At 72.8% G+C, this 18,216-nt stretch carries 13 protein-coding genes; 8 read left to right on the plus strand and 5 right to left on the minus strand.

What is annotated here, in order from left to right:
• Nucleotides 1-42: 42 nt before the first annotated feature.
• Complete coding sequence (locus ACZ52C_RS33335; RefSeq protein ID WP_469078277.1) at nt 43-3,048, minus strand: beta-ketoacyl synthase N-terminal-like domain-containing protein; 3,006 nt, start codon at nt 3,046-3,048, stop codon at nt 43-45.
• 194 nt (nt 3,049-3,242) lie between these two features.
• Here ACZ52C_RS33335 and ACZ52C_RS33340 point away from each other — a divergent pair, with 194 nt between their 5' ends.
• Together ACZ52C_RS33340 and ACZ52C_RS33345 are read left to right on the plus strand one after the other, a co-directional pair.
• Entirely contained in the window at nt 3,243-6,314 is a 3,072-nt protein-coding gene (locus ACZ52C_RS33340) for an amino acid adenylation domain-containing protein (RefSeq protein ID WP_469078278.1), read from the plus strand.
• 37 nt (nt 6,315-6,351) lie between these two features.
• Nucleotides 6,352-7,539 (plus strand): cytochrome P450, encoded by a 1,188-nt coding sequence (locus ACZ52C_RS33345; RefSeq protein ID WP_469078279.1) that lies wholly within the window; start codon nt 6,352-6,354, stop codon nt 7,537-7,539.
• Between the two features lie 2 nt (nt 7,540-7,541).
• Here the strand turns inward: ACZ52C_RS33345 and ACZ52C_RS33350 are convergent, their stop codons facing one another.
• A complete protein-coding gene (locus tag ACZ52C_RS33350; RefSeq protein ID WP_469078280.1) occupies nt 7,542-8,786 on the minus strand; it encodes an MFS transporter in 1,245 nt (414 codons plus the stop codon).
• A gap of 182 nt (nt 8,787-8,968) precedes the next feature.
• On the opposite strand from ACZ52C_RS33350, the gene ACZ52C_RS33355 reads away from it, so the two are divergent.
• Nucleotides 8,969-9,889, plus strand: a complete 921-nt coding sequence (locus ACZ52C_RS33355; RefSeq protein WP_469078281.1) for an ADP-ribosylglycohydrolase family protein — start codon at nt 8,969-8,971, stop codon at nt 9,887-9,889.
• Nucleotides 9,890-9,974: 85 nt separating this feature from the next.
• Here the strand turns inward: ACZ52C_RS33355 and ACZ52C_RS33360 are convergent, their stop codons facing one another.
• Complete coding sequence (locus ACZ52C_RS33360; protein ID WP_469078282.1) at nt 9,975-11,204, minus strand: MFS transporter; 1,230 nt, start codon at nt 11,202-11,204, stop codon at nt 9,975-9,977.
• A 120-nt stretch (nt 11,205-11,324) separates the two neighbouring features.
• Between ACZ52C_RS33360 and ACZ52C_RS33365 the strand changes: the two genes are divergently transcribed.
• Nucleotides 11,325-12,290, plus strand: coding sequence for a D-2-hydroxyacid dehydrogenase family protein (locus ACZ52C_RS33365; protein WP_469078283.1), 966 nt, complete (start codon nt 11,325-11,327; stop codon nt 12,288-12,290).
• Nucleotides 12,291-12,598: 308 nt separating this feature from the next.
• On the opposite strand, the gene ACZ52C_RS33370 is transcribed toward ACZ52C_RS33365, so the two are convergent.
• Nucleotides 12,599-13,057: a PPOX class F420-dependent oxidoreductase gene (locus ACZ52C_RS33370; RefSeq protein WP_469078284.1), complete on the minus strand. Its 459-nt coding sequence runs from the start codon at nt 13,055-13,057 to the stop codon at nt 12,599-12,601.
• Nucleotides 13,058-13,132: 75 nt separating this feature from the next.
• Nucleotides 13,133-14,980, minus strand: a complete 1,848-nt coding sequence (locus ACZ52C_RS33375) for a rhamnogalacturonan lyase family protein (RefSeq protein WP_469078285.1) — start codon at nt 14,978-14,980, stop codon at nt 13,133-13,135.
• A 252-nt stretch (nt 14,981-15,232) separates the two neighbouring features.
• On the opposite strand from ACZ52C_RS33375, the gene ACZ52C_RS33380 reads away from it, so the two are divergent.
• The 4 genes from ACZ52C_RS33380 to ACZ52C_RS33395 all read left to right on the plus strand — a co-directional run bounded on the left by ACZ52C_RS33380 (nt 15,233) and on the right by ACZ52C_RS33395 (nt 18,212).
• A complete protein-coding gene (locus ACZ52C_RS33380; RefSeq protein WP_469078286.1) occupies nt 15,233-15,922 on the plus strand; it encodes a M24 family metallopeptidase in 690 nt (229 codons plus the stop codon).
• Between the two features lie 115 nt (nt 15,923-16,037).
• Nucleotides 16,038-16,487: a spore-associated protein gene (locus ACZ52C_RS33385; protein WP_469078287.1), complete on the plus strand. Its 450-nt coding sequence runs from the start codon at nt 16,038-16,040 to the stop codon at nt 16,485-16,487.
• 138 nt (nt 16,488-16,625) lie between these two features.
• Nucleotides 16,626-17,594: a TIGR01777 family oxidoreductase gene (locus ACZ52C_RS33390; RefSeq protein WP_469078288.1), complete on the plus strand. Its 969-nt coding sequence runs from the start codon at nt 16,626-16,628 to the stop codon at nt 17,592-17,594.
• Nucleotides 17,595-17,624: 30 nt separating this feature from the next.
• Nucleotides 17,625-18,212, plus strand: a complete 588-nt coding sequence (locus tag ACZ52C_RS33395; protein WP_469078289.1) for a hypothetical protein — start codon at nt 17,625-17,627, stop codon at nt 18,210-18,212.
• Nucleotides 18,213-18,216 lie beyond the last annotated feature (4 nt).

Consider the following 18,216-nt stretch of genomic DNA (forward strand, 5'->3'; position numbering starts at 1 on the left):
GGCGAGCGAATTGTGTTCGCCCTGCCCGTGGTCGGGGCGTGATTAACGGTCGGATTCGTCCTGGATTCGGTGAACGACCGCGATATGACCGTTCAGAGTCCGGCGGGCCAGCATCTCGCGTACAGGGACACGGATCCCGAACTCGTTGTTCACCCTGCGGATGAGCCGTGTGATCAGCAGGGAGTCACCCCCTTCGGCGAAGAAATCGGCGTCCACCGGAAAATCGTTTCGCCCGAGCAGCTCCGCCCAGATCCGGGTCACTCCCTCGGTCGCGTCGACGGGCTTCGGGCGCGCGGGTTCCGGCGCCCCCGCCGTTCGTTCGGGCGCTTCCGTCGTCCGTTCAGGCGCTCCGGCCGGTGTTCCCGACGCTGGGCCCCCGGCCGAGGGGCGTGCTTCCGGGGCCACCACGCGCGGCCCCGAGAACGGATAACCGGGCAGCCTGGCCCGGCGGCCTTCGCCGGTCAGCCCGTCCGTCGTGATCGGCTGACCCAGGGCCCACAGGGCGCCCACACCGGCGAGCGCCGTCGACCCCGGCGAGTCCCTCGTGCGGTCCAGGGCGACCACGGGGAACCCGGCGGCCTCCGCCGACGGCGACAGGGGGCGCCCCGGACCGATCTCCACCGCCAGGGCACCCGGCAGGTGTTCGGCCAGCGAGTCGAGCGCGGCGCCGAACAGCACGGACCGTCTGACCTGCGTGACGAACGTGTCCGGTGGGAGGACCGTACCGGCCGCGACGACCCGGCCCGACTCGTTGAGCGCGAGGGGAAGAGCCGACGGCCGGAGTTCGATCCCGGACATCGCCCGGGCGAGCGCCGGCAGCGCGGGCTCGATCAGCCGGGAGTGCCCCGCGTGCGAATAGCGCAGACGGCGTACGAAACAGGTGTCGCCGACGCGCCGCAGATACTCCTCGACCTGTTCGGCGGGGCCGCCCAGCACACAGGAGTCCGGTCCGTTGACCGCGGCCACGTCGAGGTCGAGGCCCCATTCCTCGGCGAGGGCGAGCGCCTGCTTCACGTCCGCGCCGATGGCCGCCATCGCGCCTTCCGGGCAGTCCTGCATGGCCCGGCCGCGCGCCGTGATGAAGGCGGCCGCCTCCTCCAGGCCGAGCACGCCGGCGACGGTGGCGGCGGTGATCTCGCCGGAGCTGTGTCCGCAGACCGCCGCGGGCCGGACACCCAGCTCCATGAGCGCGGTCGCCGCCGCGTGGCCGACGGCGAAGAGGGCCGGCTGGGCCAGCGCGGGCCCGTTCAGCTCGTCCGCGGGGAAGCCCGGGTCGCACACGGCCCGGCGGATCCTCGCGGACAACGGCGCGGGGAAGGCCGCGAGGCACCGGTCGAGCGCCGGGCGGAAGCCGGGGAGAGCGGTGAAGGGCGCGGCCATCCCCGGGCGTTGGGTGCCGCCGCCGGGGAAGAGCAGGACCACCGGGGCGGGGCCCGCCACCGGGACGGTGCCCCGGGAGGCCCCGGAGCGGGAGGCGAGTCGCTCGGCGACCTCGGCACTCGTCCGCCCCGTGACGGTCAGACGCTCGCGCAGGGCCGCGCGTCCGTTGTCCAGCGTGCCGCAGACCTCACCGAGATCCGGATCGTGGTCCGCGAGGTGGACGGCCAGACCGTCCACCACCCGCTCCAGGGCCTCGGCGTCGGCAGCCGACACCAGCACCAGCCGCTCGCGCGGCAACTGCGGTTCGGTTGCGGGGGAGAGGGCCGTCTCGTGTGGTGCTTGTGTTGTGGGGGCGTGCCCCGGCTCGCGGGGCGGCGCCTGTTCGATCACGACGTGGGCGTTGGTGCCGCCGATGCCGAACGCGCTCACCCCGGCGCGTCGCGGGCCCTCGGCGGTCCACGCGACCGCCCGCGTGGGGAGGTACAGGGGGCAGTCCCCGGTCTCCAGCAGGGGGTTGGGCTCGGTGAACCCCGCGACGGGCGGGATCACACCGCCACGCACCACGAGCAGGGCTCTGATCAGCGCGGCGACTCCCGCTGCGGTGTCGAGGTGGCCCACGCTCGCCTTCAGCGCGCCCACCGCCACCCCGCCCGGCCGGGCACCGCCCTCGCGCAGCGCGGCGCCGGCGGCCGTCCACTCGATCGGGTCCCCGATCCGGGTGCCCGTGCCGTGGGCCTCCAGATAGCCGAGGGAGCCGCCGTCGACGCCGGCCGCGTCCAGCGCCGCGCCGATGACCCGCTGCTGCCCCGCCGAGGAGGGCGCGTAGTAACCGGCCTTCGCGTGCCCGTCGTTGTTGATCGCGCTGCCCAGGACGACCCCGTACGGCTCGGGATCGTCGTCGGTGACGTCCGGCAACCGGCGCAGCACCACGGCGGCCGCTCCCGACCCGGCGATCACCCCGTCCGCGTGCCGGTCGAACGGACGGCAGACCCCCGTCGCCGACAGCACACCCCCCGGCTGGTGCAGATGGCCCGCCTGCGGGTAGCCGAACCCGGCCCCCACCACCAGCGCCTGGTCGCAGTCACCGCCCAGCAGCGCCTGCACGGCCAGGTGCACGGCCACGAGCGAGGAGGAGCAGGCCGTCTGCACGGCGAAGGCGGGCCCGGTCAGACCGAGGCGGTAGGCCAGGCGGCTCGCCATGAAGTCCGGCTCGGTCCCGTGGATCACGTCGTCCAGCAGGCCCGGATCGAGGGCGCCGCCGCGGACCATGGCGCGCATGTAGCCGCTGCCCGTCATCGACGCGTAGACACCGGTCACCAGGGTGTCGTCCTGGGGCGGAACCCCGGCGTCCGCAAGGGCGTTGTGGCCCACCTCCAGCATCCATCGGTGCTGGGGGTCCATCAGCTCCGCCTCGCGGCGGGGTATGCGGAAGAAGTCGTGGTCGAAGCGGTCCCAGTCGTCGAGATGGCCGCGTACGGGCACGTAGTCGGGGTCGTCGGCGAGCGCGACGGGCACACCGGCCGCGATCAGCTCCTCGCGCGAGTACCGCCGGCTGTGCACGGTGCCCCGGAGTTGCGAGTCCCACCACTCGTCCATTCCCCGGGGACCCGGTAACCGCGCCGCCATACCGATGACCGCGATGTCCAGGGAACGATCCCGACTCGTCACAACGTCCCCCATCATGCCGTTGGAAATCGGATATTCCATCAGATGCTGCGCCGGTGCCGTGTCGCCCCGTGATCATATTCATGATGCAGGCGGTCTCAACCCTTTTTTAGGAAAAGGGAGACGGAAGGAGGTTGGCAGGAAACGATCAGACATGGCAACGTCGTACGCTCCTGATTGCGAAGGGAGCCGACGAGTTGCAGTCGAAGGAATCACCGGGGGAAGGACTGCACGATGTCTTCGCCGTACAGGCGGCCTCTCAGCCGCTGCGAACAGCCCTCATTGCAGGGGACATCCAGGTCTCCTACGGTGAATTGGACGCCCGCGCCGAGCGATTAGCCGGCCGGCTCGCCGCCGCCGGTGTCGCACGGGGGCATCTCGTACCGATCCTGATGCCGCGCTCCGTGGACCTGGTCGTCGCTCTGCTCGCCGTTCTCAAATGCGGCGCCGCCCACGCGTTGCTCGACACCGACTGGCCGGCCACCCGCCTCGACGCCGTGGTCGACCAGCTCCGCCCGCCCCTCGTGATCGCCCGGCCGGGCACGGTCGCGCGGCTGTCCGCACCCGTGTGGGACCCGTCCGACGACGGCACGGCGCACCGCCCCGCCCACCGCACCCCCGTGCCGGTGCGGGACTCCGACGCGTGCTCGGTGTTCTTCACGTCCGGCACCACGGGACGGCCCAAGGGCGTGGTCACTCCGCACCGGGCCACGGCCCGGCTCTTCCGGCCCGGCACCTTCGCGCGCTTCGACCGGGACACGGTCGTCCCCCTCGCGGCGGCGCTGCCGTGGGACGCGTTCTCCCTCGAACTCTGGGCCGCGCTGCACAACGGCGGAACAGGCGTCCTGATCGACGAGCCGTTCCTGACGGCCGAGGCCCTCCGCGCGCTGGTCACCGACCACGGAGTGAACACGGTGTGGCTGACCAGCAGCCTGTTCAACCTGATCGTCGACGAGGACCTGTCCGCGATGAGCGGCCTGTCCCAGCTGATGATCGGCGGTGAACGCCTGTCCGCCCGCCACGTCCACCGCTTCCTCGACCGGTTCCCCGGCACGGCCCTCGTCAACGGCTACGGCCCGGTCGAGAACACCGTGTTCACCACCACCCACCGCATCACCGTCGCCGACTGCGCCCGCCCGGGCGGCATCCCGCTCGGGCGGGAGGTACCCGGCACCTCGGTCTTCGTCCTCGACGGCGACCGCCCCTGCGCCGTCGGGGAGCCCGGGGAGATCTGTGCCGCCGGCGACGGACTGGCCGACGGCTACCTCGATGAACCGGCCCTCACCGCCGAGAAGTTCACATACGTCGACATCGTCGGCGAGCGGGTCCGGCTGTACCGCACCGGAGACCTGGGGGTCCGCGACGAGAACGGGCTCGTGGAGTTCCGCGGGCGGCTCGACCGGCAGGTCAAGGTGCGGGGCAACCGCGTCGAACCGGTCGAGGTCGAGCGGCAGATCGTCCGCCTGGTCCGCTCCGTCGCCGACTGCCGGGTGGTCCCGCGCTGGAACGAACTCGACGGCGCCTTCGAACTGGTCGCCTTCTGCACACCACGTCGGCCCGACGCCGCACCGCCGCAGGCCTCGACGGACGTGTCGGACGACCTCGTCGCGGACGTGTCGGCGACGCTCGCCCGCCACCTGCCCGCACACCAACGTCCCGTGGCGGTCGCCGTCGTGGACGCCTTCCCGCTGACCGGCACCGGCAAGCTGGACGACCGGGCCCTGCTGGCGAGCCTGCCCGGGACACCGGAGGAACCCCACCACGCCTCCGGCGACGACCCGCTCGTCCACCTCGTGTGCCAGGCGTTCGCCGCCGTGCTCGGCAGACGTTCCGTGCCACCGCCCACCCCGTTCTTCGAGCTGGGCGGCTCCTCGCTCCAGGCCGCCCGCGCCTGCACACGGATCCGCAAGGCCACCGGACGTCCGGTTCCGCTGTCGAGCCTGTACGAGCATCCCTCGGCCGAACGTCTCGCCGCCTGGCTGCGGTCGACGCCGGCCGCCGACGCCCTCGCGCCACCGCCGTCCGGCGACCTCCCCCTCACCCCCATGGAACTGGTCTTCCTCACCCGTCATCTGACCCGGCCGCAGGACCCCTCGCAGTACTGCCTCATGACCTGGCACCTGGACGACCGGCTCGACCCGGACACGCTGGAGGAGGCCGTGGCCGCCGTCCACGAACGGCACCAGACGCTGCGCACCGCCTTCCGCACGGACCCCCGGCCCCACGCCGAGGTCACCGACATCCCCGCTCCGCCCCTGGAACTGCTCGACGCCCGGCCGACGGTCGACGAGGCGGTCGCCGCGCTGCGGACACTCTTCGACGAGCCCCTCGAACCACGGGACGCCGACCTCTGGCGCACCGCGCTCGTGCCGGTGACCGACCGGGGCGGCTGGCTCTTCGGGCTCCTGGTCCACCACATCGTCTTCGACGGACGGTCGGAATCCGTGCTGGCACGCGACCTGTCGGACGCCTACGCCGGACGCGAGCCGGGCCCGGCCCCGCCCACCCCGGCCGAACGGTCGGCGCTGACGGCGGCGGCCACCACCGTGACGGACCCGGCCGCGCGTGCGGCGCGGGTACGGCAGGAGTTCCGGGGCGTGCCCGAGCTCCGCTGGCCCGAACCGGCCGCACCCGGCGAGAGCGGGACGCGCCACCTCCACGGGCATGTGCCCGCCGCCCTCGCGGCGGGGCTCGACGCCCGGGGCGCGGCGCTCGGAGCGAGCCGGTTCGTGGTGCTCCTGTCGGCCTGGGCCGAGACGCTGGCCGAGATCTGCGGGCAGCAGGACTTCGCGGTGGGCGTCCCCGTCGCCGAACGCACCCTCCCGGAACTGGAGCGTGCCGTGGGCTGTCTGATCGACATGGTGCCGGTGCGCCTGCGCGGCGCCGCGTCGGCCGGCGGCGAGGACGGCGTCCGGGAGACCGGCAGACTCGTCCACCGCGCCTTCGGCCGGGGCGCCGTCCCCTTCACCGCCGTCGCCGAGGGCGCCACGACGACACCGGGGCGACCGCCCGTCTTCCAGACCCTCTTCGCCCTCCAGGACAACCCTCCGCCCCGCCTCGACCTCCCCGGTGTCGCCTCCACACATCTGCGCCAGCCGTACGCGGCCCTCCCGCTGGAGCTGCACCTGGAGGTGTGGCCGGACGAGGGCGGCGCGCTCGACGTGGTGCTGTCGTACCGCCGGGACGCCGTCGCCGGGACCACCGCGCGGAAACTGCTCGACGGCTACCACGACCGCCTCACCGCCCTCGCGACGGGAGCCGCCTCATGACCGTGATGACCCCCGCCCTCGCGACGGGAGCCGCCTCATGACCGTGGTGACCCCCGACCTCGCCGGTGTCGTCGACCCGGAACTGCACGCCTCCGGCGAGGTGCGCGAGCTGTGGCGCTGGATGCGACGTCACGCACCGGTCCACTGGCACGAACCGGGCGACCTGCCGGGCTTCTGGTCGCTCACCCGCCACGACGACATCCGGGACGTCTACCGGAACCCGGCCGTCTTCAGCTCCGCGCGGGGCGTCCTGCTCCGGCCGACGGAGCTGGGGGAGGACCCCGGCAGCGGCCTCACCATGGCCCTCACCGACCCGCCCCGGCACCGCGCCCTGCGCGGACAACTGGCCGACCGGTTCAGCGAACGCTGCGCCCGCTCCTTGGCCGGCGAGATGCGCGCCGAGATCCGGTCGGTGGTCACCCGCGCCGTCGAGGCGGGCACCTGCGACGTCGTCCACGACATCGGCGCCCGGCTCTCCGGCCACCACGTCGGCCGCCTGCTGGGCGTACCGCCGCAGGACCGGGAACGGTTGCTGACCTGGACCACCGAGGCGTTCCGGGCCGGCAAGCCGCTCACCGCCCACCTCCCGCTGATGCGCTACTTCATCGAGCTGATGTACGCGCGGATGGACGAGCCCGCCGACGACGCGATGGGCATGTTCGTCCACAACGAGGTGCTCGGCGAGCTGTCGACCGAGACCGAGATACTGCTGGGTGTCGAGAACCTCGTCGGGGCGTCCGAGAACGCCGGCCTGTCGATGGCCGCCGGGATCCTCGCTCTCGCCGCACATCCACGGCAGTGGGAGCGGCTGGTGCGGGAGCGGGACGGCGGGTTCGTCAGGACCGCCACGGAGGAGGTGCTGCGATGGACGAGCAGTGCCACACACAGCATGCGGACGGCCACCGAGGACACGGTGCTCCGGGGCCGGCGCATCGCCGCCGGCGACCGGGTCGTGCTGTGGATCCCGTCGGCCAACCGGGACGAGTCGGTGTTCCCGGACCCGGACCGCTTCGACCTGGGCCGAGAGCCCAACCGCCATCTGGCCCTGGGCGCGGGCGAGCACGTCTGCATCGGCAGCACCATGGCCCGCCACCAGACCCGGATGCTCCTGGAGACGCTCGCCGAGCGGGTCGCCGTCGTCGAGCCGGTCGGGGAGGTGGAACCGCTGCGTTCGATCACGGTGAACGGCCCGGCGCACGCCACCGTTCGGCTGGTCGCCCGCTGAGTTCACACGGGTCCCGCCGTCGGCGCGTTCTCCACGGGGCCGGGCTCCGTCCGACGGGCGTGCTGGCGGCGCTCCGCCCAGCGGACGGCGAGCGGCGCGGTCAGGCCCGTCACGGCGAACAGGCCCCCGACGACGTACCACCCGGGGCGGCCCCAGGTGATGCAGAGCGAGATGATCAGGGCCGGCCCGAGGGCGTCGGCCAGTCCCGCGCCCAGGCCGAACACGCCCAGGTACTGGCCCGTGGCGTGCTGCGGGGCGAGGGCGAAGGACACCTCGAAGCCCGCGGCGGAGTACCACAGTTCGCCGATCGTGTGGATCACCGCCGCCGTGATGAGCAGTGCCGCGGCGGCCCACGCGGGTAAGCCCGCCGCCAGCGAGATCAGCGAGCAGGAGAGGAGGAAGGCCGCGCCCGCCCGGCGGTAGGCGTCACCGCCGGCCGCCGGGGAGACGATGGAGCGGCTCGCCCGCACCTGGAACGCGATGACGATGACCGTGCTGGTGAGGATGGTGCCCGAGATGAGCCAGTGCGGGGCGGTGGTGGCGCCGACGAGCCAGAGCGGAATGCCCACGGTGAGCACCTTGAACTGCACGGCCATGATGCCGTCCAGGGCGGTGAGCAGCAGATAGGGGCGGTCCCGGAGGGCCGTCCAGCGCGGGCCGCCGACGGCGGGCAGCGGCGCGACGGGGGGCAGGAGGACCAGGACCGCCGCGGAGAACACGAAGGCGATCGCGTTGCCGACGACCATCAGCTGGTAGGCGGTGAGCGTGCCCACCTGCACCACCCAGCCCGCCAGTACGGCACCCAGGGAGATGCCCAGGTTGGTCACCGCACGCAGATAGGCGCGGAACTCCTGCGGCCGGTCCCCTCCGTAGTGCCTGATGAGCGGGGAGCGGGCCGCCGTGCCCGCCGTCTTCGCCCCCGCCGCCGCGCAGACCGCGCACACGAACGGCCAGAAGCTGTCCGCCAGGACGAAGGCGGCCGTGGCCGAGGCCTGGACCACCAGGGTGACCGCGTAGACACCGCGCGCTCCGAACCGGTCCGCCAGATGACCGACCGTCACACCCAGGGCCAGCGCCATCAGACCCGCCAGCCCGAGACCGAGCCCCACCCGGTCCGCCGGCAGGCGCACCGCCTGCGTGAAGTACAGCACTCCGGCGGTCAGATAGAGACCGTTGCCGATGGTGTAGACGAAGTTCGAGGCCGCGAGCACGCGTTGCGGCCGGGTGTCCGGAATCAGGCGGGGCACGGCGGGGACTCCACTCAGGGTCGTCGAGCAGGGGCCCGGCAAGCTTTGTTGTGCAGTACCTGCCAAATCAAGGCCCCGCCCGGTCGGCCGTGTCGCCCGCGACGCGGCGGAAACACATTCGCGAGCCCGACGCCCCCCGACGACAATGCTCGGGCCACCCCGACGTCCCGAGGAGCATCCCGATGACCAGCCCCGACCACGCCCGCGCCGGCCTCGACGGCCTGGTGATGGGTGACGCTTTCGGCGACAGCTGGTTCACGCGCTCCGACGAGGACGCCGAGGCGCTGTGGGCCGCGCGCGAGCCCCGCCCCCGGCCGTGGCCGTGGACGGACGACTCCGCCATGGCCTTCGTCCTCTTCGCGCACCTGACCACCCACGGCGAGGTCCGCCAGGACGCCCTCGCGGCGGAGTTCGCCGCCGAGTACGACCGGGACCCCGTGCGCGGTTACGGGCCGTCGATGCACAGTGTGCTCCGGGGCATCCACGAGGGCGGCGACTGGCGGGACGTCACCACGGCACGCTTCGGCGGCCAGGGCTCCCACGGCAACGGGGCCGCGATGCGGGTCGCCCCCCTTGGCGCCTGGTTCCGTGACGACCTGCCGGCGGCCCGCGAGCAGGCCCGGCTGTCCGCGCTGACCACGCACGCCCACCCCGAGGCCGTCGCGGGCGCCGTCGCCGTCGCGGTCGCGGCGGCGCTGGCGGCTGCCGCAGAGGGCCCGGACGCCCCGCCGCGCGCGGAGTTCCTGCGGGAGATCGCCGACCATGTGCCGGACAGCGACGTCCGCGCCCGGCTGCTGGTGGCCGCGGCCTTCCCGGACCGTACGTCGGTCCGCCACGCCGCTTCCGTACTGGGTTCGGGGACCCTCATCTCGGCCCCGGACACGGTCCCGTTCGCCCTGTGGTCCGCCGCCGGCAACCTGGACGACCTGACCGAGGCCCTGTGGCAGACCGTCGCCGGGTGGGGCGACCGCGACACCACCTGCGCCATCGCGGGCGGCGTCGTCGCCTCCCGCACCGGCACGGCCGGCGTACCCCCGTCCTGGCACGAGGCCCGTGAGCCCATCCCCGTCCGGAGCCACTGGCACCCGCCCCGTCCCGCATGACGCCCCGCCCACGCAGCTCCGGCTCGCCGCACCGGCCCACGACCGCACCCGGGCCCGCGATCACCACCCCCGCTCAGGCTCACGCTCACGACCGCGAGCGCGACTCCGCCCCCCTCTCCCGGTCCGCCTCCGGAGCCGGTACCGGACGTCGGAGCAGATACACCCCCGCGGTCGTCACCAGCACGGCCATGCACGCGATGAACACGAGCCCGGCCCCCTCCAGGCCCATCGGCTCCGCCAGGAGACCCACGCCGATGACCGGTACCGAGATCCCCGTGTAGGCGACGACGAACAGCGTCGAGATCACGGCCGCCCGCCGGTCCGGCGCCGACGCGGCGGCCACGGCGGACAGCGCCCCGCGGAACGCCAGCCCCTGCGCGGCTCCGCCCACGACGGCGCTCAGCACCACCAGCGCCAGCAGCTCCCAGTGCAGCGCGCCCGCCAGCAGCGCCAGCCCGGCCAGCAGACCGGCGCAGCCCAGCGGCAGCGACCGGCGCACCCCGACCCGTCCGACGGCCAACTGCCCGGCCGTGGAGGCGAAGAAGGCCAGCGCGACGACCAGCCCGCTCACCGCGTGGTTGCGCACGTCCAGGGACAGGGCGAGGAAGGCCGGGCTGACCGAGGTGAAGACCCCGAAGAGGGCGAACCCCACGAAGGAGGCGGCCGCCGCGGGCCCGAACACCACCCGCACCGACGGCGGCAGGCTGGGCCGCCGCGGCCGTACGGTGCTCAGCGGCCGTCGCTCCCGCACGGTTTCCGGCAGCCCAACAAGCACGGCCGCCGAGCAGGCCACCAGGGCGAGATGGACGGCGAAGGGCAGGTACAGCGGCCACGCGGCGTACTGGGCCAGCACCCCGGCGAGCAGCGGACCGCAGCCGAGCCCGCCCATGTTCGCGGCGGTCGCCACGAACGTGGCCCGTGAGGCACCGCCGCGCGGTGCCAGCTCCATCACGTAGGCCGTGGCCGCACCGGTGAACAGGCCTGCGGACAGCCCCGACAGCAGCCGCCCCGCGTACAGCCAGCCCAGCGCGGTGGCGCACAGGAAGCAGACGGCACTCGCCGCCGCGAACCCCAGGCCCCACCACAGCACCGGGCGCCGGCCCACGGCGTCCGACGCGTTCCCCGCCAGCAGCAGCACACCGATGACCCCGAAGGCGTAGACGGCGTAGACCACGGTGACCGTGAGCTCGGAGAAGCCGAACTTCTCCTGGTAGAGGCCGTACAGCGGGGTCGGCAGCGTCGTGCCGGCCATGCACACGGCGAACACCGCACCGCCGAGCGTGCACCGGCGCCAGCGCCCGGGGTCACCGTCCATACCGCCGAAGGTAACCCCGCCCATCGCGGCACGCGCCCCGACGACCGCCCGCCAGGCACCGCCGACACCCGCTTCCCACCCGCGCCCGAGGGGGCCGCCGACGAACGGCAGACTGTCCGCATGACCCTCCACTGCACCGTGCTGGACGACTATCAGGACGCCGCCCTGACCCTGGCGGACTGGAGCCCCCTCGCCGACCGGGTCGAGGTCCGCACCCTCCGCGAGAACATCACCGACCGGGACCGGCTCGTGGCCGAGCTCGCCGGCAGCGAGATCGTCGTGGCCATGCGGGAGCGCACCCCCTTCGACGCCGACCTCCTGAGCCGACTGCCCCGGCTGCGGCTGCTGATCACCACCGGCATGCGCAACGCCTCCATCGACCTCGCGGCGGCGCGGGCCCGGGACGTGACCGTCTGCGGTACGGCGAGCAGTCCCACCCCGCCCGTCGAACTGACCTGGGCGCTGCTCCTCGGCCTCGCCCGGCAGGTCACCGTCGAGAACCGGGCCCTGCGCGAGGGCGGCCCCTGGCAGTCCACCGTGGGCCAGGACCTGCACGGCCGCACCCTGGGCCTGCTCGGCCTCGGCAAGATCGGCACCCGGGTGGCCCACATCGCCACCGCCTTCGGCATGGAGGTCCTCGCCTGGAGCGAGCACCTCACCGCCGAGCGGGCGGCGGAGTCGGGAGCCCGACTCGCCGCGGACAAGAAAGACCTGCTCGGCCGCAGCGACTTCGTCTCCGTCCACCTCGTGCTGTCCGACCGCACCCGGGGCCTGCTGGGCGAGCCGGAACTGCGCGCCATGCGCCCGCACGCCCACCTCGTCAACACGTCCCGCGCCGCGATCGTCGACCGGACGGCACTGCTGCGCGCCCTGCGCGAAGGCTGGATCGCCGGCGCGGGCCTCGACGTCTTCGACACCGAGCCCCTCCCCGCGGACGACCCCTTCCGCACCCTCCCCAACGTCCTCGCCACCCCGCACCTCGGCTATGTCACCGAGCGCAACTACCGCACCTTCTACTCCCAGGCGGTGGAGGACATCACCGCCTTCCTCGCCGACGCCCCCGTCCGCCGGTTGACGGACGGATAGCCGACGGAGGCGTGGGGGAGGCCCGGGGGCGGGACCAGGAGCTGATCGACGGCCTACGGTGGCGGACCAGGACTGGTGCGCCGTGCACCTGGCGGTCGAGCACGGACAGAAGCCGCTGTCCCTGCTCGTCACCGCCGGCCAGCGCCATGACAGTCCCCAGTTCCAGCCGGCCGGAGAGCATCCGGGTGCCTCGAACCGGCCCCGGCCGACCACGGACAAAGCCCGACAGGGTCCGCGCGGACAGGGCGTAAGGCTCCCGCGCGAACCGCGTCTACCTGCGCCGCCGCGACATCCGCTGCACCATCCACCTAGCCGTTGATGTCCAAGGCCGTCCCGTACAGCCGCTCCACCCTCAACCGAATGACGACCCTGCGCTCGGCGACCAGCTGCTGGAGGAACGCGTCTTCGTCCTCCGGCTTCGCGGCCGTCGGGATCATCGCGAGCAGTTCCCGCCCGACCGCGTCGCCGGGAACCGTCGTGATCTCGGAAGCCTCCGCCGCGCCCTCGGCGACGGCGAACGACCAAACGTCGCCACCCTGCACATGCAGCGCCGCGCGCGGGTTGCGCTGTAGGTGCTTGACCTTGATGCGGTCGGCCGTGGTGGACAGCCGCACGATGCGGGCCTCGGGGTCCCAGCTGTAGAGCATGGTGGTCAGATGCGGATGGCCACTCTGCTTGACCGTGGCGAGGGTCCCGAACTGTTGCCCGGCAAGCAGGTCGGAGAGGGTTTCGTCGGACAGGGATCGAGGCGCTGGTCCTTGAGTCATGCTGTGATCAACTTCCGTGACCTCCCCGGCATTCCACGCCCTCTCGTGCCCTGCCATCCACTCTCGCAATAGGCCCTAGGAGAGGGAACCGCCTCCCGCATAGGCGATGTCGGGCCGTGGCGGCCGGGTCATGCCGGCGCCGAGGAAGTAGTCGACGTGATGGGACTGCATATAGCCCTTGAACGTCATGGCGTTGCGGTAGGCGGGGTTGTGGGCCGGCGTGTAGAGCCGGGTGGCGGTGGGCCGGTCGGTGGTGAAGACGATCAGCTCGTCGTGGGAGGCGTTGGTGTAGACGGCCTCCTCCCGCCAGTCGCCGAGGATGTCACCGACGAGGGTGGGGCCGCCCTGCGCGGCGGTGACGGCGCCGTGGTTCCAGGTGCTGACCAGCCGGCGCAGGCTGCCGGTCGGTGTCGGGCGGGCCGGGTCCCACTTCTCGATCTTGCCGTCGTTGAGCAGTTCCACGGTGAGGTCACCGTCCCACCACAGTCCCAGCTGCGGCCACGGGCGCAGTGCGGTGTTCGGTTCGGTGAGCCTGTCGGAGGGCGCGTTGTAGAGGCCGGAGAAGGACCAGACCTCCATCCCGGGGAAGCGTGGGTCCACGTCGCCGGCCATGCCCCGCCCGACGTCGGCGGGGCCGCCGCCGTGCCGCCACAGGACGGAGCCGGTGGCCGCGTCGTAGTAGTACTCCAGCAGACCGCTCGGATTGTCCTGCTGCACGCCGTAGCCCTCCAGGCCGGGGCGGGAGGGGTCCATGTCGGCGAGGTGGAAGCGGTCGCCGTGGACGATGCCCTGCGGTCCCATCGAGTAGCGCAGGGAGCCGTCGCCGTTCAGGACGAAGCCGATCTCGGCGACCTCGTCCGTCCCGTTGCCGTCGACGTCGACGGCGCGCGTGTTGTGTCCGTCGGGGGCGTTCTGACCGCCGCGCAGCCACGTCCACTCCTGCCGCAGCGCGCTGCCGGTGAACCGCCACGCGGCCATCATCAGGTTGAAGGACCCGTCGTCGCGCCGGTTCTTCATGTACGCCACCAGGCTCGGCGTGGTGCCGTCGAGGTAGGCCACGCCGAGCCGCGCGCCCATCGGACCGTCGGCGAGGTAGGTGGTCGGCACCGCGGCCCAGTTGCGGAGCGCTCCGGTCCGGCCGTCGAGGACCGCCATGAACTGACGCGCGTCGTCCGCGTGCGTCCAGGTCGTCCCGTCGCCGAACCTGACGCCGTCGGCGATCTTCAGGGCGACCTCGGCGCGGCCGTCGCTGTCGAAGTCGTACACGGTGACGCCGTCCCAGTGGCCCACGTCGATCGTGGCCGACCCCGGTTCGATGTTGTCCTGGTTCCGGCTGTTCGGCCCCAGGTCGACGTCCCAGAGGAACTGGCCCCGGCCGGTGTACGCCTCCAGCCGCTGCGGGGAGGTCTGCCGATCGACCACGTAGTCGTACTCGCCGTCGCCGTCGAGGTCGCCGACCCAGACGAATTTCACGGGACCGCCGGCGCGCAACGGCACGCGGACCACCGGCTCCGTGGCGTGGTCGGCCGTCAGGATGAAGGGCGCGCTGGGCGCCTGCTCCTGCCCGCCCACCACGGGAACGACCCGGTAGCTGTTGGAGCGCGTCAGGTCGGCCGTGGAGTCGACGTAGTTGGTTCCGCCCGTCAGAGCGCTCGCGTTGAGCCTGACGTAGGCGCCGCCACCGGTGGAGCGGTACACGTGGAAGCCGATGCCGTCCGGGTCGAGCCCCAGCAGCCGCCAGGAGACCAGCACTTGGGCGGTGCCGGAGCGCACCGCCACGACCCCGCGCCCGAGGTTCTCCATCACCCGCGCGGCCCGAACCCTCGGCGCCTCGTCGGCCGCGGCCGTGGGCGCGTCGGGCGAGGCGAGGCCGGTCGCCCCGACGGCCAGCACGGCACAGACGGCCGTGAAAGTCATGCGCATGACAACCTCCTGTGCCGGAACGGAACTGTCGACGAGTCATCGCAGGGACTTGAACCGTTTACACGCTTGTGATGGAAGCACCGCCAGAGGTGACCGTCAAGGCTCACGAAACGTCAACATCCCCGGAGTTCAGGCGCGTTGATGCCTCAGGACACCTGCTCGGGCCCGTCTGGAAACGCTTCCAGAAACGCCCCCGAGGCCGGTCGGCGATATCCCGTTGCCGGAAGCGATCTCCCTCACTACGGTCGCCCCATGGCGGACGACGAACCCACACGCGCGACACGGCTGCTGGACGCCCAGGCGAAGGCGGTACGGCTCTTCACGGAGTTGGAGGAGCGCGGTCTCGTCGCTCCCGGCGAGAGCGAGCGCGCGGTCAGCGACCGCGTCCGGGACCTGGCGAACGAACTGTTCGGCACGACCCGGCACTGGCACAAGCGGATCGTGCGCTCCGGCCCGAACACGCTGAAGCCCTACCGGGAGAACCCGCCGGACCGGGTGATCACCGCGGACGACATCGTCTTCGCCGACTTCGGCCCGATCTTCGAGGAGTACGAGGCCGACTTCGGCCGGACCTTCGTCCTCGGTGACGACCCCGTCAAGCACCGGCTCCGCGACGACCTGCCGCGCGTCTTCGCGGCGGGCCGAAGGTTCTTCGAGGCCGACGCGGACATCACCGGAGCGCGGCTGTACGCCGAGGTCGAGCGGCTGGCCGCCGAGGCGGGATGGGAGCTGGGCGGCTGGCACGCCGGCCACCTGGTCGGCGAGTTCCCGCACGAGTGGATCGACGGCGCCGATGTGGAGTCGTACATCACCCCCGCCAACACCACCCCGCTGCGCCGCACCGACAAGGCCGGGCGTCGCTGCCACTGGATCCTGGAGATCCATCTCATCGACCCCGAGGGCGGGTTCGGCGGCTTCCACGAAGAACTTCTCACCCTCTGACCAGGTCCGCGCACACTCCCGCGAACCTCAGTGGAAGACCGGGGCAACCATCCGTCCCCCTCGTGGGTCACATCCTGTGAGAGCAAAGGCGCTCTCATGGCTACAAGGGGGAAATATGAGAAAGGCACGTAATGTCGTGACGATGGGGGCCTTAGCCGCACTCGCGGTGGGCGCCTCGACCGCCTTCGCCACGACGGCCTCCGCCGCGCCCAACGTCACCCCGCAGGGTGTCTGCGGCAAGGCCTACAAGACGGTCAACTCGGCGCCCGTCGGCGCGCTGGGCACCGTCTACCTGACCTACAACTCCTCGAACGGCGAGAACTGCGTCGCGACCATCCGCAAGAACCCGGGCACGCTCAAGCCCATGTCCACGTGGGTCTACATCCCCGCGACGGACGAGTACGCCGGGGACTCCGACAGCTACTCCTCGTACGCGGGACCTGCCTACGTCTACGGCAAGGGCTTCTGCGCGAGCTGGGGCGGCAGCATCGACAACGTGTACGTGTCGGTGGAGAACTCCAACTGCGGTTCCCTGAAGGAACACCGGGTCACCGAGATCCGCTGATCCGGCGCGTCACCCGGCCGTGAGTTCCCGCACCGCCGCCTCCTTTACTGGTCGCACCTGGCGCGGGGACTCGCGGCACCTTGTTGAACACGTTCAAAAAGCGGTTACCCTGGAGTCGAGCCGAGCGAGGAGGGTTCGATGAGAGTGGTGTTGCCCGGGGGAACCGGACAGATCGGTGCGGTTCTCGACCGGGCGCTGACAGCGGCCGGTCACGAGGTGACCGTGGTGACCCGGCGTCCCACGCGGGCGCACGACATCGGCTGGGACGGGGCCACGCTCGGCCCCTGGGCCACGGCGATCGACGGCTGCGACGTCGTGATCAACCTGGCAGGGCGCAGCGTCTCCTGCCGCTACACCCCCGAGAACCTGCGGGCCATGATGGACTCCCGGGTGGCTTCGACGCGGGTCGTCGGCGAGGCGATCGCCGCCGCCGCGCGACCGCCGCGCGTCTGGCTCCAGATGAGCACGGCGACGATCTACGCCCATCGCTTCGACGCGCCCCACGACGAGACGACCGGCGTCATCGGCGGCTCGGAGACCGGGGTGCCGGACTACTGGGCGTACAGCGTCGAGATCGCGAGGAACTGGGAGCGGGCGCAGGCCGAGGCGCCGACCCCCGCCACCCGCAAGGTGGCCCTGCGCGCGGCGATGGTCATGAGCCCGGACCGGGGCGGTGTGTTCGACGTCCTGTCACGGCTGGTGCGCCTCGGGCTCGGCGGCCCGGTGGCCGGCGGCGCGCAGTACGTCTCCTGGATCCAGGACGAGGACTTCGTCCGGGCCGTCGAGTTCCTGATCGCCCGGGACGACCTCGACGGACCGGTGAACCTCGCCTCGCCCGAGCCCCTCCCGCACCGCGCGTTCATGCGGGCGCTGCGCACCGCGTGGAACGTCCCGGTGGGACTGCCCGCGACCCGGGGGATGGCCGAGCTGGGCGCGTTCGCCCTGCGCTCGGACACGGAACTGCTGTTCAAGAGCCGCCGCGTGGTGCCGGGCCGGTTGCGCGACGCCGGATTCTCCTTCGCGCACCCCGACTGGGAGAGCGCGGCGGCGTCCCTCGTGCGGCGCACCCGGCCGGAGCGATCCGCCGTGCTCCGCAAAGCCTCATGACGGGCCCGTGGGCCCACGGTCGTGGTCCCGGTGGCCGCCGACCGGACGATGGCGTCCGGGGAGCGGGTCGCCGCGCATGAAGGCGGACAGTACACCGATGGCCTCCAGGGTCCCGGCGAGGCAGCGGTCGACGTGCGTGCGATGCTCCCCGTCCGTCTGATCCGCGCGTCCTCCTGTCCGATCATCGCCGTCCGCGTGATCAGCGGGGCGGCGTCCGCGACGCGGGACGGGACCTCGGCGGCGTCCGGCATGAGCATCGCGGCCGGCTCGGCGTCGTCGATCAGGGTCGGCGCGATGGCGCGCCAGGGCTGCCGCTCCTCCGGCACGGGCCTCACCTCGCAGTCCGTCAGGTGCCGGCGCAGGGCGTACAGCTGCGAGAGGGCCTTCTCGCCCGCCGCCCGGCCGCGTGCCTCCAGCAGCACGGCCCGCGCCGCCGCCTGCTGCTCCCGCAGCACCGACGCCCGATGCCGCTGCCGGAGCCACCCGCCCACCGGGGCCCCGCCGGCACCCACCACGGCGCCCCCGAAGCCGATCAGCCCCCCAACTCCTCGGCGCTCCGGCCCCGGTGAGGGCGACCGCGCCGCCGAATATCGCGTGCGGTGGCGGCGGTGGGCGTAGCAGA

Source organism: Streptomyces sp. NPDC034049 (genome assembly GCF_055575575.1).

What these genes read in the sequence shown, in the direction of transcription:
- ACZ52C_RS33345 (WP_469078279.1), top strand. Translation starts at nt 6,352, where the DNA reads ATGACCGTGGTGACCCCCGACCTCGCCGGTGTCGTCGACCCGGAACTG.
- ACZ52C_RS33355 (WP_469078281.1), top strand. Translation starts at nt 8,969, where the DNA reads ATGACCAGCCCCGACCACGCCCGCGCCGGCCTCGACGGCCTGGTGATG.
- ACZ52C_RS33360 (WP_469078282.1), bottom strand. Translation starts at nt 11,204, where the DNA reads ATGGACGGTGACCCCGGGCGCTGGCGCCGGTGCACGCTCGGCGGTGCG.
- ACZ52C_RS33365 (WP_469078283.1), top strand. Translation starts at nt 11,325, where the DNA reads ATGACCCTCCACTGCACCGTGCTGGACGACTATCAGGACGCCGCCCTG.
- ACZ52C_RS33370 (WP_469078284.1), bottom strand. Translation starts at nt 13,057, where the DNA reads ATGACTCAAGGACCAGCGCCTCGATCCCTGTCCGACGAAACCCTCTCC.
- ACZ52C_RS33375 (WP_469078285.1), bottom strand. Translation starts at nt 14,980, where the DNA reads ATGCGCATGACTTTCACGGCCGTCTGTGCCGTGCTGGCCGTCGGGGCG.
- ACZ52C_RS33380 (WP_469078286.1), top strand. Translation starts at nt 15,233, where the DNA reads ATGGCGGACGACGAACCCACACGCGCGACACGGCTGCTGGACGCCCAG.
- ACZ52C_RS33385 (WP_469078287.1), top strand. Translation starts at nt 16,038, where the DNA reads ATGAGAAAGGCACGTAATGTCGTGACGATGGGGGCCTTAGCCGCACTC.
- ACZ52C_RS33390 (WP_469078288.1), top strand. Translation starts at nt 16,626, where the DNA reads ATGAGAGTGGTGTTGCCCGGGGGAACCGGACAGATCGGTGCGGTTCTC.